The sequence below is a fragment of the Variovorax sp. GW821-FHT09D04 genome, assembly GCF_059416405.1.
This window is the reverse complement of sequence record NZ_JBWKPA010000016.1, coordinates 86,935-102,475: the sequence shown is the minus strand read 5'-3', so window position 1 is coordinate 102,475 and position 15,541 is coordinate 86,935. Positions and strand designations below refer to the sequence as shown.

At 64.1% G+C, this 15,541-nt stretch carries 9 protein-coding genes; 1 reads left to right on the top strand and 8 read right to left on the bottom strand.

The window, feature by feature from the left end:
* Positions 1 to 361: 361 nt before the first annotated feature.
* The 4 genes from AC07O4_RS30270 to AC07O4_RS30255 form a co-directional block, all read right to left on the bottom strand.
* On the bottom strand, positions 362 to 1,522 hold the full coding sequence (locus AC07O4_RS30270; protein WP_495306451.1) for a site-specific integrase: 1,161 nt from the start codon (positions 1,520 to 1,522) through the stop codon (positions 362 to 364).
* A complete protein-coding gene (locus AC07O4_RS30265) occupies positions 1,512 to 2,033 on the bottom strand; it encodes a hypothetical protein (RefSeq protein WP_495306450.1) in 522 nt (173 codons plus the stop codon). Before AC07O4_RS30265 ends, AC07O4_RS30270 begins: the two co-directional genes overlap by 11 nt.
* A gap of 118 nt (positions 2,034 to 2,151) precedes the next feature.
* On the bottom strand, positions 2,152 to 4,431 hold the full coding sequence (locus tag AC07O4_RS30260) for a site-specific integrase (protein ID WP_495306449.1): 2,280 nt from the start codon (positions 4,429 to 4,431) through the stop codon (positions 2,152 to 2,154).
* Positions 4,421 to 6,157 (bottom strand): site-specific integrase, encoded by a 1,737-nt coding sequence (locus tag AC07O4_RS30255; protein ID WP_495306448.1) that lies wholly within the window; start codon positions 6,155 to 6,157, stop codon positions 4,421 to 4,423. The genes AC07O4_RS30260 and AC07O4_RS30255 overlap by 11 nt, the downstream gene beginning before the upstream one ends.
* A gap of 244 nt (positions 6,158 to 6,401) precedes the next feature.
* Here AC07O4_RS30255 and AC07O4_RS30250 point away from each other — a divergent pair, with 244 nt between their 5' ends.
* Entirely contained in the window at positions 6,402 to 7,739 is a 1,338-nt protein-coding gene (locus AC07O4_RS30250; protein ID WP_495306447.1) for a YifB family Mg chelatase-like AAA ATPase, read from the top strand.
* A 19-nt stretch (positions 7,740 to 7,758) separates the two neighbouring features.
* On the opposite strand, the gene AC07O4_RS30245 is transcribed toward AC07O4_RS30250, so the two are convergent.
* The 4 genes from AC07O4_RS30245 to AC07O4_RS30230 are packed head-to-tail and all read right to left on the bottom strand — an operon-like array spanning position 7,759 to position 15,537.
* Positions 7,759 to 9,753 carry a serine/threonine-protein kinase gene (locus AC07O4_RS30245; protein WP_495306446.1) on the bottom strand — a complete coding sequence of 665 codons (1,995 nt, stop codon included), beginning with the start codon at positions 9,751 to 9,753 and terminating at the stop codon, positions 7,759 to 7,761.
* A 36-nt stretch (positions 9,754 to 9,789) separates the two neighbouring features.
* Entirely contained in the window at positions 9,790 to 10,518 is a 729-nt protein-coding gene (tagF, locus tag AC07O4_RS30240; protein ID WP_095743178.1) for a type VI secretion system-associated protein TagF, read from the bottom strand.
* Between the two features lies 1 nt (position 10,519).
* On the bottom strand, positions 10,520 to 14,155 hold the full coding sequence (gene tssM, locus AC07O4_RS30235; RefSeq protein ID WP_495306445.1) for a type VI secretion system membrane subunit TssM: 3,636 nt from the start codon (positions 14,153 to 14,155) through the stop codon (positions 10,520 to 10,522).
* Positions 14,155 to 15,537: a DotU family type VI secretion system protein gene (locus AC07O4_RS30230; RefSeq protein ID WP_369645871.1), complete on the bottom strand. Its 1,383-nt coding sequence runs from the start codon at positions 15,535 to 15,537 to the stop codon at positions 14,155 to 14,157. The genes tssM and AC07O4_RS30230 overlap by 1 nt, the downstream gene beginning before the upstream one ends.
* Positions 15,538 to 15,541 lie beyond the last annotated feature (4 nt).

Below are 15,541 nucleotides of genomic sequence, written 5' to 3'. Positions count from 1 at the left end.
GCTCCTACCAGAACCAGCTCCAGCCCCTGGTCAATGTTCGACTGGCACCGCTGATCTCGATTGCACTGGCGCTAACACCCGGAGCTCAGTCGCTTTTCGGTGGACTAGGTAGAGCGGCTGTATCGGTTGCATTGTCCAGGGTTTGCGGCCCGCGCCGGCTAGTCCAGCGCGAACGCACAGCGGCTGGCCCCACCAAAAGCGACGAGCAAGACACTCCAAGATGATCCGTCGATCGAAGAGCAGGCCGCGCTCTATAAAACGACGGCCTGGCGGCGGAGGCGCCAGCAACTGCTGCAGCACCGCAGCAGTTCCAAGCTCAGCGAAAAACTCCTTTCCGAGTGAGATGCGACAGCCGTCTCGATCAGAGATCGAGTGTTGATCCGCTCAAAGATTGAGCACGTGACACATACGCGTATAAGGACTTGGTGTTCCGATGCCCCATGCGCAGCGCCACGGCGGTTGCAACCGATTCAGTGCTTGTATCCATCCCGCGTCGTAGTCGTGTCTCAAGCTCAGCGGAAATCGCATCGTTCGCGAACTTCGCCCTAAGCGCATGTATCGAGGAGCCGGCCGGCGCTCCAACCGCCTTGAATGAAGTTGAGAATAATTTTGTTATCGCGCGATCCGTAAGGGGACGGCCATCTCTTGCTGACAAGAAGATGTTCCCTTGATGATCGACTTGACGAACTTTCTTACTGTTGACAAATGGAAGACGGTAATGATCTATGAAATCACACACTCGCAGAGCAAGCCATACTGGAAAGGCAAACTCGGTTTCGTAGCCGAACTTTTGCTTAGTCGGGCGAATGAGGATCGTCGGCCGGGATTCGGATTCGATACTCTCTCGATCGAACTGCTCAACCTTGAGCGAATTGATAGAGCCTCTCCGCAGACCGACGGTGTTCGCGATGTCAGCGATGAGGATGTTCCTCTGGGAAATAAATGGAGTGCCAGTAGAGACCAGAAAAGAAAGCCTCACTTGGTCCAGTTGCTGGTCATCTAGCGCGTAGCTAGTCTTGTGCTTTGAACCTGATCCCACATGTCGATAGAGCAAACCAGGGAAGTCTTCTGGCCGAAATCGCTGGCTTTCAACGCCTGTCGCGCTCGGGGGCGGTGAGCACAACCCCAGCTCTTCACGACGTCGCGTTGCATACCATTCCAACCAATCCAACACGCTATTCACTTTTTCGTTAACCGTCCGCTTTGCAGTCATGTCCCGGGTTCGAGACGACGTCCGCTGCAAAATCTGAACAAGCGACTCGTTCCTAAAACGTTTAAGTTCGAGGTTAGAGATAAGCGAAAGATCAAGCTGATGCGTCTGAGAAAATTCCCAGAACCCCATCGCGCTGCGAACTCTTTTTTCGATCGTCAAGCCGGAAAGTTGACGACGCACCGTTAGATCAACGGAATAGTCGGTCAGCTCTCTAACGAGGCTTCTGTCGAGCAGATCGAAAACGAGAAGAATGGGTCTAGCGTCGTTCCCGCTACGTGATAGATGGAGGCGAGTAGTCTTATCGGGCACGACTCACCCCCAAGGACGTGATTTTCCTTAGCGACGAAGTGAGTTCAGCATTCCTGAGCCGGAGTGCTGCGATTTCTAGGTCGCGCGAACCAATGGCTTCATTGGCTTCACGCTCGAGCGCTAGATAGCGCGCTTCAAGCAACGACTCTGTCTCACGTTTTTCTGCAGCAGCTACCAGTAGGCGTGACAACTCAGCCTGGCTCACGCGGGCTAGCGTTTCGGCCAGCGCGAGCCGGCGCTCAAGTTTCCGAATTCGGTCATCTTTCTGCGGACGCGAATTGAGCGCGGCCCGATGACCTTCGATGGCAGCAATCGCCGCCTTGCACCCATCCAACAGCGACTTATGAGCCTTGAGCGTGACATTGGCATTTTTAACAAAGGCTGAACATCGCTCTCTGAGGTCACTAGGTAGATCTGCAGAACACCATGCATTGAACTGCCGGACCGAACGCGGCAGCAGTTGTCGCTCGAACAACTCCATGGCGAGAGCGTGGACCTTCACATCGAGCAACGATTTGCTTACTGCGTGCACCACGTCTGTAAGTAGGTTCACCTTATTTCGAATGTTGTCTGCAGCCCTCGCCCTGTTCACCTCCGCCACGGGAGGCGCCCCCCGCTTCCTAGAAGTACTACCTGACCGGACAGGCATCGCGACCTCCGGCTGCAATGTCCATCCGTTTAATGTGATGCTCAATCATGGACTTCAGTGCGGTCGAGGCATGACCAAGCGCTTTTCGCTGCAAGGTTGGTGCGTCACTCGATCGCAAAAGTTGCTCCGTCTCCCGCAGCTCCTGTTTAAGATTTTCGACATGCTGAGCCGTGACCAGATGGTAGGGGCAGCGACCACAGACTTCAGCCGATGCATTTGATTTTTCGAGCGCGCCTGTCGCTGCAGAATGACAGTGCCCTTGAGCACGTTGCGCAACTCCTCCCACCATGCACGTCCCATGCCTCATCGGAAGCGGCGAATGCCCTCGATGAAGAAGAGCTTTGCTAAGCACTTTTGCTTGGTCCTGCAGGGATTGTTCGCGGTACGAAAGCGTTCCACGTAAAGCCTGATGAAAGCGTTGAACAAGGCGCCCATATCCGCCAGACGTGTCGTCCTCGCGCCGAACGACGCGGGCGATGAAATCAGACAGTTTCTCTTCAGCAACGTCGTCGAGTTCTTTTTCGAGAACGGCCTTTTCAGCAGCAAGCGCTTCGCGCTCTTGATTCGTTAGTTGTGCAAATAGCGCAGCCCCAGTCCTGTCGATCGCGATTGCGGGGGTATCTGTCACGTACGTCCGTGTCATTTCTATAGTTTCATGGCCAAGCTGCTGACAGAGTGCTTGTAAGGTGCCGTGCTCATAGCGGTAATGAAACAAAAGTGCATAAGCACGCCGAAACATATGCGCAGTTATACGGCCGTTCCCCATTGGCTCGAACACATGATTTGTGACGCGTGTCGATGCCTTGGACGCCAGCCAATGCAGCTTACCGTCTGGATTTGCCCTTATCACAGGAATACTGAATAGACTTTGCGCAACCGGATCGGTCATAGCGAGCCCTTCGCCAGCAACTTTTCGTGCGATCGTGGACAACTTAATTAAGGCGGCGACCACATCTTTAGTAACTCGCCCCACATAGAAAGGCACACGTCTACGCAGGGATTTTTCGATGTAAAAGTCGCAAAGATAGATCCCCAAGCTTTCGCTAACCGGTCTTAAACACGTTGTTTGAAGACCAAGCACTGGGTGTAATATTTCATCGCGACGGCGCGCGTTGAGGGTGGCTATAAGCGTCATCGCAGCCAATAAAAAAGCCTCGGTTACCGCCTTTAACGGCACACCTCCTCGAACACCAGAACCTGATGCGGTTCTAACTTTTTGGCCAAGCATGGTTTCGAGGGTTTTAATTTCCTCGCACTCAATGATGCATTTGGAGACTCGCCGTTGATCTCCGCGAAACGTGTGCCGTTGCTGCGAGAGTCGCTCATGCGCAGCGATCAACACAGGGCCAACCGAATATATCCACCACTGAGCACGAGACAGAATGCTAGAGAGTTCAGCTGGCCCAATTGACCGAGTCCTACCCCTCGCCTCCCTGCCATATGTTCGCAATGAAGCGGCGGGATTAGGAAACGGAACAAAGTCGACGCCGAACTTTGGAATAGCCAGATGATTGGCTGATTGCATGAAGTTCTGCAAACATTGTCGCGACCCAGTTGTACCGAAGAGAACTTTTGCCGACGCGAGGAGGGCTATTTCAGGGCAAATATCCGAGCACCTACCTGCCAAATGCTTGCGCAATCGCAATACCTCCCAGTGGCGGGCGTTGGTTCTGAGTGCAAGCATGACCTTCCGCGAAAGATTTACTGTCACTTTGCCGTTCTTCCAATACCTCCGAACTGCCCACAGATTGACTCGTTCGTCGTCGGATAGTGACCCAAACATTGAGTCACACCGCGTCTCCAATTGCAATGCGTCATACCAACCGCCGGCAGCAAGCTGGCGTGCCAAGCGATCAAACGCTGCCGGAGTCCAGTCCTTGAGGGAGTAAATGCCATGCAACCACCCGTGTTCAAAAATCTTTGCGAGGGTGCGAACTAAAAGGAGACCGGTGGTATGGCGAGCTTTGCTGTCGCGCCCGGCCAAGAATAACGCATCCAAGCTTCGAATGATGGCGCTGCAAAGATCTGGCCGATCGGCAATTGAACAGCCCTCGCTTAAAAACGGAGTCGCAGGGAGAATTAGAGAATTAAGATCTAAATAGGCAGCTAGGCCTTCACTGCGATGCCAAAAAAGCTTAGGTATCTCGATGACCCCCGCAGGCGAGAGCGTGAAGGCGCCACTTCGAATTTGATAGAGCTCAAACGGGGTCGCCTGGCTGCTGTACGTTTCGGCTGCAAGAGCTTGATGTTTAGACGCCATTTTCGTCTTTCAGTCGTGCGTAGGAAGCTCGGAAATTCGGCCCGTAGGGGCCGCGACTGATGAGCCCGGACAGGGCCAGATTAAAAAGCATTCCAGGCAGATGAATCTCTTTAAAACGAGCTTCGTTTTCACCCAGTAACCGGCCCCAGCTTTCCTCGTAGAAAATTGCGGTCGCCGCAATCTCTTCGATCCGGTCGGCATCAATCAAGATCTGCCGATTAGGGCATCCCTCGGCACTGTGGCATCGCGTCGCGCCGCACATGCCGTTTAACACCCAGTCAGCCTTGGGCGGTTGTAGGGGATTGGAGCAAGAACTTCCATCTCCCACTGGATATAAAAGGAACCCCTCAGGATATTCCGCGGAGTCCGCTTTTTGAGAAACATATACAACAGAGATTTCGAGTCTTTTTTGAAATTCCAAATTCATCGCCGAATTTAGTTTTCGCAACAGCAATTGATCTAGATAGTGCGCCGTCGTTGCAGCGCGGCTATGCCCTCCTAGCCGCCGTGCGACCTCGAGCCCGCCTTTTTTTAGCGAAACGAGTGCCAAGGCTTGGGTGCGAATTTGATCAAACGAGAAGCTTGGAAGCGCGTATTTTTTACAAATTGCGTCGCGCGGTCGCTGAACACCCGAAATCAGACGCTCCCGATTTCGCTTTGAGTTTGGCGGTGTAGGCATTAGCCAAAGCGATCTCGCCTTTGGATCGGTAAAATTTAACCGTTTGAGGTGCGCGAGCCGTTCTATAAGCAATGTCAGCGCTGCGTATGCTGCATGGTCGGAGGGTGACACCACGACAGCCGGTGTGTGGTCATCAGATTTCGACTTATACCCTTGGATGACGAGCCTTTGTCCTTTAGGCACTATGTCATCAAGGCAAAGAGAAATTACCGAACTGGCGTTCCAACCTGTATAGATCTGCAGTATCAGCAGGCAAGCAACCAAAACCACGGAGTTGGCCACGAAAGGAAAATAATATATGGAATGCTTGTGAATCTGTGGCTCAGAAATAAACTCCATTGCATATTCGTGTGCCTGCTTAACTCCGCAAAAGGATTCAAGCCCGAATGGTGGTCGTCCAGCATCATCAAGCCCGGAAATTGCGTGGCGCATATTCAACGTAAAAGCTATTTTTCCAGGTGCAGCTCGAAGCGCGAGCTTGAGATTTTCTGGGCCCGATTGATCGAAGATGGAACTTACAAGCCTTTGCTCTTCAAAAGTCAGAGTTTGGCGTCCTAACTCAACCAACTTACGTGCTTGCAGCCGGTACAACTCAATTTCGCTGATGCACGCCCTCTCAATTGCCTTCAAATCATCAGCCAACAGAGTCGTAAGTTTATTCTTCAGATCTTCAACGGACGCGTGTGGAATTGCGCCAGCAGGAGAGCGATGCGGGTCACTTTGCGATTCAATATCGCTTATGAGCTCTCTGGCACCTCTCTCTATGAAACGTGTCGAAAAAGCAAAGACCTTCTTCGCTAATTCGACGTTCCCAAACTTTTCATGCAGGTGCCCTCTGATTAATTTTCTAAATTCAGACGAGGTATTGGATTTCGTCTGGGGTGCCCACAACATTCCATCTATACGTTGTTCCAAAGAAAAAAATAAACTCGACAAGTCCTCGCTGCAGATGCTTTTTGGCTCTTTGGTACTAATTAGCCGCCATTGGTTATCCGACGCAAGGAGCCTCAGCGCCCAGTGCAGTCTTTCGACAACCGATCGGTACATCCGGTCCTCCAAGCTTGATCGCGCAAGACTTTCAAGAAAAGCATGCGGCCACGTCCCGGGAACAATCGCCAAGCGGTCCAAGTGGAACTCGACGGTCGATCGGTATCTGATCCTGCGCACCATTTTTGTAACTTGAATCTGGATCAATGCCTTGCCCGAGTTAGGTTGATGGATCGTGGGCAATGCCGACGCTACTTGGCAGGCACTACCTTGCTCGATTTTTGATGCTACATACGTGGCTGTGGTGAATCTCGCCCCGGCCGACCTGCCGAAGGACTCGGGCCGCTTCGACCTGCCCATTGCCCTGGGCATCCTCGCGGCCAGCGGGCAGATCGAGAACGCCCGCCTCGCCGGCCACGAGTTCGCCGGCGAGCTGTCGCTGTCGGGCGAACTGCGGCCCGTGCGCGGCGCGCTCGCGATGGCCGTGGCCACCTACACGCAAGGCACGGCCGTGCGGCTGGTGCTGCCCCTGGACAGCGCCCAGGAGGCTGCGCTGGTGCCCGGTGCGCAGGTGTACGGCGCCCGGCACCTGCTCGACGTGGTGCGCCAGTTCGTCGCCAGCGGCGGCGGGCCCGTCGACGCGAGCGACGACGGCTGGACCCGCGTGCGCGCCGCGCCCGGCGACGGCGCCCCGCGCTATGCCGACCTGGCCGACGTCAAGGGCCACACCGGCGCCAAGCGCGCCCTCGAGATCGCCGCGGCCGGCGGCCACAGCCTGCTGATGGTGGGCGAGCCGGGCTCGGGCAAGTCGATGCTGGCGCACCGCTTCGCCGGCCTGCTGCCGCCGATGAACGTGGACGAAGCGCTGGAGAGCGCAGCCATCGCCAGCCTCGACGGCCGGCTGGCGCCCGAACGCTGGATGAACCGCCCGACGGCCACTCCGCACCACACGGCGAGCGCGGTGGCGCTGGTGGGCGGCGGCTCGCCGCCCCGGCCGGGCGAGATCTCGCGCGCGCACCACGGCGTGCTGTTTCTCGACGAGTTCCCCGAGTTCACGCGCGCCGCCCTCGAAGCGCTGCGCGAGCCGCTGGAGACCGGCACCATCACGATCACCCGCGCCGCCCGGCGCGCGGAGTTCCCGGCCCGCTTCCAGCTCATCGCCGCGATGAACCCCTGCCCCTGCGGCTACCTCGGCTCCACGCTGAAGCCCTGCCGCTGCACGCCCGAGCGCGTCGCGCGCTACCAGAACAAGCTCAGCGGCCCGCTGCTGGACCGCATCGACCTGCACATCGAGGTGGCGGCCGTGTCGGCGCCGCAGCTGCTCGACGCGCCGGCGGGAGAATCGACCGACAGCATCCGCGCGCGCGTGGTGGGCGCACGCGACCGCGCGCTGCAACGCCAGGGCCATGCGAACCAGGCGCTGCAGGGCCGCGCGATCGACACGCATGCCGTGCTCGACAACGCCGCCCGCCAGCTGCTGCAGCAGGCGGCCGCGCGGCTGGGCTGGTCGGCGCGCAGCACGCACCGCGCGCTGAAGGTGGCGCGCACCATCGCCGACCTCGCGGGGCAGGACGCCGTGCAGGCCGCGCATGTGGCGGAGGCGGTGCAGTACCGCCGCGCATTGCGCACCGGCACGCCCTGACCTGCTGCCCTCTTCCCTCTTACTTGAACTCGTGGCTCACCACCGGTGCGGACTTGCTGTCCTGCACCGTCACGCGCTGGCGGTAGGCCGTGAGGTCGCCGTTGCGCACTTCGATGGTGTAGATGCCGGGGCGCAGCGGCAGCGACTTGAGCGGCGGGCTCACGCCGCGGTCGGCGCCGTCGACGAAGACCTGGCCCCAGGGCCGGATGTTGAACTGCACGCGGCCCATGCCGGGCGCCGCGGCCGGCGGCGGTGGCGGAGCCGGCGGTGCGCCCGCGATCACGGTCGGCACGGGGTTCGTGCTGCCCGCGGCGGGTGGCGGCGGTGACTGCCGGTTGAGCTGGGCGATGGCGTTGCGCGCCTCGCGCGCATGCAGGCCGCGGCGGTGGCGCCGCAGGTAGGCCTCGTAGCCTTCGCGGGTGTTCTCGGCCTGGGCCAGGTTCCAGTCTTCCACCTCGGCGACCACGGCGGGGTCGGGGGGCGGCGGCGCTTCGGGTTGGGCCGGTTGTGCCGGTTGCGCCGGTTGTGCAGGCGGTGCGGGCTGCGCGGGCGGTGCCTCGGGCTCGGCGGGCGGTGTGGCCGGTGGCGTGGGCGCGGCGGCGACCGGCACGTTGTCGAGCGGGCTCAGCGGGGCACTGGCCGATGCAGCGGGCGCGGACGCCGGCGGCGCCTCGGAGGTCGCGCCGGCCGGCGGCATCGCGGCCGGGGGCGCGCCCGGATCGGACATCGGCGTGCCGGGCGGCGGCGCGGCCGCAATCATCGGATCGGACGGTGCCTTGGCCGTCAGCCGCCAGCCGATCCAGCCGCCGACCGCGAACAGCGCCAGCACCAGCGCGCCCACCAGGAACCACGGCGGGCGCTTCGACGGCTTCTTCGGTCGTGCAACAGGCGATGGCGGCGCAGGCGGCGGCGGTGCCTGCACGCGCGCGGTCGCCGCTTCCACAGGCACGGGCTGCACCTCGGGCGCGGGTGGTGGCGCTTCCTCCTCCGGCTCCGGTGCCGGCGGCTCCTGCGCCACGGGCGCCGCGACGGGCACGACAACAGCGGCAGCAGCCGCCGGCGCCGACCGATCCACCACATAGAGATCGCCCAGCTTCACCAACCCCAGCTCCGCCGCAAAGGCCGCCACCGTCTGTGTGCGGTCCTTGCTGTGCACGGCCAGCGTGTGGTCCACCGCGGCGCAGAAGGCCGGGCTCAGGTCGTCGCGGTCCAGCGACGACAGCGGCACGTAGGCGTCCTGCACGCTGCGCACCACGGCCGAGGGCGGCGGGTGGCCGGTCACCGCGCGGTACAGCACGGCGCCCAGCGCATAGAGGTCGGTCCACGCGCCCTGCAGCAGCGTGTTGTCGTCGGCGTACTGCTCGATCGGCGAGTAGCCCGACTTCACCATCACCGCGACCTCGTCGACCAGGTCGGCGATCGACTTGCGCGCGGCGCCGAAGTCCAGCAGCACCGGGCGGTCGTCCTGCTGCTGGATGAAGATGTTGTCGGGCGCGATGTCGCGGTGGAAGCACTGGCTGTGGTGCAGCGTGTCGAGCGCGCCCAGCAGCGGCCCCAGCATGCCCAGCAGCCAGGGCTCGGTCAGCGTGGCCGGCTCGCTCTCGGCCAGCTGGCGCAGCGTGCGGCCCTTGTAGAGCTGGATCGCCATGTAGGCGGTGGAGTTGGCCTCCCAGAAGCGATGCACCCGCACCAGCGCCGGGTGGCTGAACTGCGCCAGCGTGCGCGCCTCGTTGATGAAGCTGCGCAGGCCCGCAGCGAAGGTGGCGGTTAGGCGCTCGGAGCGCACGTGCACGCTGTTGTCGCCCACGCGGCGCGCGAGCATCGAGGGCATGTATTCCTTGACCGCCACCTCGCGCTGCAGCGAGTGGTCGTAGGCGCGGTAGACGATGCCGAAGCCGCCCTCGCCGATGACTTCGAGCAGCTCGAACTCGTCGAGCCGGTGGCCCGTGCCGAGGGGATGGGGGCGCTCCTCCTGCGGGTCGGGCGTCGCGCTAGGGCTGGCGGGCGTCGTCATGGGGTGTCTCTTCTTCCTGCGGGTGGGTCGGGCGCGTCATGCCCATGGCACGTGGCCTTGCGAAAACAACTGGGAAAACAGCGGCGTGTTGAGCCCGCCGCCGTGCGCCGCGGTGCGCAGCGGCGAGCCGTCGGCCTGGTTGGTCCACCAGTAGCTGGTGCCGCCGAAGGGGTCGAAGCACAGCGGCAGTTCGGGCCAGCCCAGGCGCTGCTGCGCGCTCGCGCCGCGCGCACCGTTGGCAGCAGGGCCGGCGGCCGCGCCGAGGATCGAGAGGATGTCGTCCGAGCCGCCGCTGGCGGTGCGAAAGCCCGTGCGGCCCGCGGCCAGCACCTGGCCGTCGAAGAGGTCGGGCGCCACGCCGTGGCGAATGGCCTGCAGCAGCGCGCTGCCGCACTGCCAGTACCACGCGGCCGAGCCTTCGAGCAGCGCGGGGTGGTAGCGCGCCGCGTCCACCTGCAGCGCCACGCAGGCCGGGTAGTAGCGGCCCACGCGGTCGCAGCTGGGCGCGATGCAGCCCAGCTGCACCGCGTTCACGCCGTGCGTGGCGGGGATGGCGAAGTTCCAGACCGGGGCCACCGCGTAGTGGCGCGTCATGGCGTCGGGCCAGCGCTTGAAGCTGCCCAGGCCGTTCTGCATCCAGCGGTCCCACCAGGCCTGCAGTTCGCGCGGCATGCGGCGGTAGAGAAAGTCGCCGGCCGACGGCAGCTTGCCGTACCAGCCGATCTGCTCGTCGAGCGGCGACCAGGCGTGCGGGGGAGGCGTCATCCTAGGATTTCCCGGGGCAGGAGAAGCTGTTCATCTGCGACAGCCGCAGCGGGTTGTAGACGCTGTTGGCCGTCACCGCGAGCACCACCTTCTTGCCTTGCAGGTCGAAGGTCGCGTTGAACGACTCGGGCGTGCGCCCCGACGAGATCGAGGCCTTGTCGAACAGCCGGTGCAGCGCCCACGGCCCCTCGGTCACGATGCCGCCGGCCGGCGTGCCGTTGGCCACCGTGACCTGCAGCCGCACCTGGTTGCTGTTGCGCGGGCCGGGCCACTTGATGCTGCTGGGCGCCTGCGGGCCGTGCGCGTAGCGCACCGTCTGGCCGTCGATGTCCAGCGTGAACTGCGTGAGCGTGGCGTCCATGTCCTCGGGCCGGATGTCCAGCGTGAACGAGGGCGTGCGCCCACCCGCCATGCCCGTGAAGAACACGTCGCGGATCGCCTGCGCCTTCTGGAACGCATCGAGGTACGCCGAGCGCCCCGACGCGCTGCCGTCCACGCCGCGCTTGAAGGTCCACGGGTTGACCGAGGTGTCGACCTGCGAGGCGAGGTTCTTTTGAAAGAAGTCGTCCATCATCCCGCCCGGCGCGAACAGCTGCGCGAAGTCGCCCGCCGCCACGTCGCGGTTGGAGCCACGCGCGAACGGGTAGCGCCCCGCGATCGCCTGGCTGCAGAACTGCCCGATGGTCGCGGCCGCGTTCTGGCCGATGTTCTGCCGCGTCACCGCCGCGGCCTTCGACGACGCGGTGGCCGACAGGTCGTTCAGCATGCCCTGGAACGGCACCGGCAAACGCCCCGCTTCGGCCTGCAGCTTGGTCACGGCATCGCCCGGCGGCGGGATGTTGCCGCTGCGCAGCGCGGTGTCGGTGGCGGTGAGGAAGGTGTACAGCTCGTTGATGAGCGCGGCCGTCTGGTCCAGCGGCGTCTGGCCGCCGGCCTTGGGCGCGGTCACCATGCGCCGCAGCGGCGCGAAGTGGTTGTCGACCAGCGACTCGGGCCGGTCGGGCGCGGTGTTGCGGCGCTGGCTGCCGTCGGGCTGGCCGATGAGCTGCTCGATGCGCTCGCGCGTGCTGGTCACGCGGTTCTGCGCCTGGTCGAGCAGGCTGCGCGTGGCCTCGTCGTGGTTGCGCAGCAGGTCGGTCTCGCGCGCCGCGCCGCGGATGAGGCGCGACATCGGCGACTCGCCGGTCGACAGCACGCGCGTCATCTGGATGCTCTGCAGCAGCGACTTGCTCTCGGCCAGCCGGATGTCGGCCAGGTACTCGTCCCAGGTGCGGATGTAGTCGCTGAGGTACAGGCGCCGCACCTCGCGCAGCAGCAGCTCGCGCGAGGTGATGTCGGCGATGCCCGGCGCGCGGATCTGCAGCACCCAACGGTCTTCCTGCTCCAGCGCCAGCGTGGTCTCGGCCATGCGCTTGTCGAAGATGTCCCAGTAGCCGCGGTAGGTGAACAGCGTGGGAATGCCGTCGGTCAGCGGCTTGCCGCTGGCGCGCCGGATCACCAGCGCCGACTCCGCGCCGCCCGCCTCGGCGATGGTGAAGGCATTGGGCGCGCTGGTCTGCAGGAGGATGCGGCGCAGCCGCGCGTAGGAGCGCTGCGCCAGCGGCACGCCGGCCAGGCGCTCGCGCGTCTGCGCGATGAGCTTGTCGTCCTTGGTGAAGGGCGAGCTCACGACGCGGTCGGCGAACAGCGTCTTCAGGTGCGCCTCGAGGTTCGTGCGCTGCTCGCGCGTGAGCGAAGCGCCGATCTTGCGGTCGACGTCGGTCAGCAGCCAGGCCTGCAAAAAGTCGGCGTCGTAGCGCTCGGGGTCGTACAGCATGAGGTAGGCCTTGAGCGCCTCGTAGCTGTATTCGGCATCGGCTTTCGCGGCCTCGCGCAGCGACTGCTCGACGCGTTGCGCGGCCTGCGGCAGCAGCACGGTTTCGAGCGCGCGCTGGTAGACGCCGTCGGTGGCGGCCTGCAGCTTCTCGCCCTGGTAGAGCCCGAAGCGGTAGCCCACGGGCGGATCGCCGATGTCGAACTCGGCCGATTTGGGCAGGTCGCGCAAGCGGTCGAGGATGAGCAGCGAGCTCGCGATGTCGCCGCTCGAATCGACCACCGTCGGCAGCTCGCCGCGCGCGGCGGCCTTGTTGAAGGCCTTGGCGTTGCCGTCGACCTCGGCCACGTAGGCCTTGTTGTGGCGCCAGCTGTTGGCCCACGCGCCCAGCAGCACCACCGCGAGCACGCCGACCAGCGCGTAGCCCGCCAGGTCGATGGCGCGGCGGCGGCGGTACCAGCGCAGGTTGGTGCCGGCCACGCCCGCGTCGCGGAAGATCACCTGCTGCAGCAGCTCTTTGAGGAAGTAGCTCTTGCCCGGGCCCGGCGGCGGCGCGGGCGGCGCGTTCACCTGCAGGTAGCGCTTGATGGCGCCCATCACGCGGTCGAAGGCCGTGCCCTCCTGCGTGCCGCTGGTGAAGTACACGCCGCGCAGCAGCGGCGCCACCTCGAACTTCGACGGGTTGAACACGTCGGCCAGGAAGGTGCCCAGGATGTCCTCGAAGCTCGCGAACTGCTGCGGCAGCAGGTAGGCCTGCGCGCGCCGCATCGGGTCGGGCTCGGTGGCCATCAGTTCGGGCAGGCGCTCGTCCAGGCGCTGGTGCAGCAGCTTGTATTCCTGGTGGAAGCGCTCGCGCAGGTCGGCCTTGGCCGGGTCGGCGGGGTTGCCCTCGATGGGGAAGGTGAAGCCCCACACCTGCTGGCGCTCGGCGCGGCCCAGCGAGCCGAAGTACTCGTTGAAGCCGGCCAGCAGGTCGGTCTTGGTGACCAGCACGTACACCGGGAAGTTGATGCCCAGGTCGTTGCGCAGCTCGAGCAGCCGCTTGCGCAAGGCCATGGCGTGGCGCGCGCGCTGCGCGTCGTCGGCCAGCGGCAGGTCGGCGATGCTGATGGTGAGGATCGCGCCGTTGATCGGCTGGCGCGGCCGGAACTTCTTGAGCAGCTCGATGAAGCCCTTCCACTCGCCCTCGTCGGTCTCGCGGTGGCTCTCGTGCGTGGTGTAGCGGCCGGCCGTGTCGATGAGCACCGCCTCGTTGGTGAACCACCAGTCGCAGTTGCGCGTGCCGCCGATGCCGCGCACGGCCGCCTTGCCGAGCTGGTCGGCGAGCGGAAAGTCGAGGTCGGAGTTGACCAGCGCCGTGGTCTTGCCCGAGCCCGGCGCGCCGATGAAGATGTACCAGGGCAGCTGGTAGAGGTACTGCCGGTCGAACAGCGCGAAGCGCCCGGCCGCCTTGCCGCCGGGGCCCGGGCCGAACCGCATGTTCTTCAGCACCGCGGTGGCGTCGGCGAAGCCGCTGTGCAGCTCCTTGATCTCGGGCGCCTCTTCGGGCTTGGCCTCCTTCGCCTTGGGCGACGGCGTGCGCAGCTGGTGCAGCAGCTGCGCGTTGAGGCGCCGCTCGCGCCACTTGCGGTAGGCCACGCGCACCAGCCACACGCCGAACATCAACGCGATGACCACGATGCGCACGAACTCGCCTTCGAGCGGCCGGTAGCGGCCCACGGCGATCACCGGGCCGATGACCCAGATCAGGAACGCGAGTGCGACCAGCCCGAAGAAGACCCAGAGGTCGCGGCTGACGAGAAAACGGAAGAGCGCGCGCAGCATCAGCGGGTTCCTCCTTGTGGTGGTTGCTGCCGGGGTTGCGGCGCAGACCCCGGCACGGGCACGCCCGCCACCGGCGCCACCAGCAGCGTCACCTCGACGCGCCGGTTGCGCGCGCGGTTGGCCGCCGAGTCGTTGGGCACCAGCGGATCGGCGTCGCCGCGGCCTTCGGCGCGCAGCCGCTCGGGCCGGCTCAGGCGCGTGGCGATCATGGCCTTCACCGCATCGGCGCGCGCCTGCGAGAGCTGCCAGTTGGACGGGAAGCGCACGCTGCGGATCGGCTGGTCGTCGCTGAAGCCGCTGACCAGCACGTTGCCTTCCACCGCGTTGAGCGCGTCGGCCACGCGCGCGAGCACCGGCGCGTAGCGGTCGAGCACGCGGTCGGAGCCCGAGGCGAACAGGCCGTCGCCGCGCAGCACCACCACGCTGCGGTCGGCCTCGTCGCGCACCGTGAGCAGGCCGTCGCGGATCTCGGGCTCGAGAAAGCGCTGCAGGCGCGGCTGCGCCGCGGGCACCGCCACCGCGCGCTGCGTCTGCGGCAGGCGCACCGCATTCACGGCCGAGAACGCGCCGTCGGAATGGCCCGCGAGGTTGAAGGTGAGCACCGCGAACACCAGCACCAGCAGCACCGCCGCCACCGCGCCCACGGCCCACACCGGCAGCCAGTGGCGCGTGCGGCGCACGGGCGCGCTCGCGTCCTGCCAGTGCGGCGACAGCGGCGCCGCGATTTCACCGCGCGCCTGCCGGATGATCTGCAGCAGCCGCTGCTTGAGCGTCTCGAGTTGCGAGCGGCCGTTGTCGATGACGCGAAAGCGCCCCTCGAAGCCCATCGCCAGGCAGAAGTAGATGAGCTCGATGAGGTGCAGGTGCTGCTGCGGGTTCTGCACCAGGCGCGACAGCAGCTGGAAGAATTTTTCGCCGCCCCAGGTCTCGTTGTGGAACATCACGAGCAGGCTCTGCGACGACCAGATGCTGCCGCCCCACGGCGTGAGCGCCGCGGCCTCGTCGACCGCCGTGCACAGGCAGTAGCGCGCGCCGATGATCACTTCGGGCGCGATGCCGGCCTGCTGCGCGCGCGTCTCGAAACGCCGCACCTCGTCGACCAGGTGTTCGCGCAGTTGCGCGGGCGACGGGTGGTGGCCGGTGGCGCGGATCTGCGGGATCAGGTCGAGCAGCGGGTTGGCCGCCGCCACCAGCGGGTTGTTGCCCGCCAGCGCTGTGTCGCCCGCATGCGGGCGCCGCGCGTCGTGCCACGCGGTGAAGGCATCGGGCTGGGGTTGCTGCTGGGGTTGCGGCCCCGGGCCGCTGTGCGTGGTCGCGCCGCCGCCCGGATTGGGCGGCACGAAGCCACCCGGGCCGACGGCCATGTCATTGGCACCGTTCATAGGG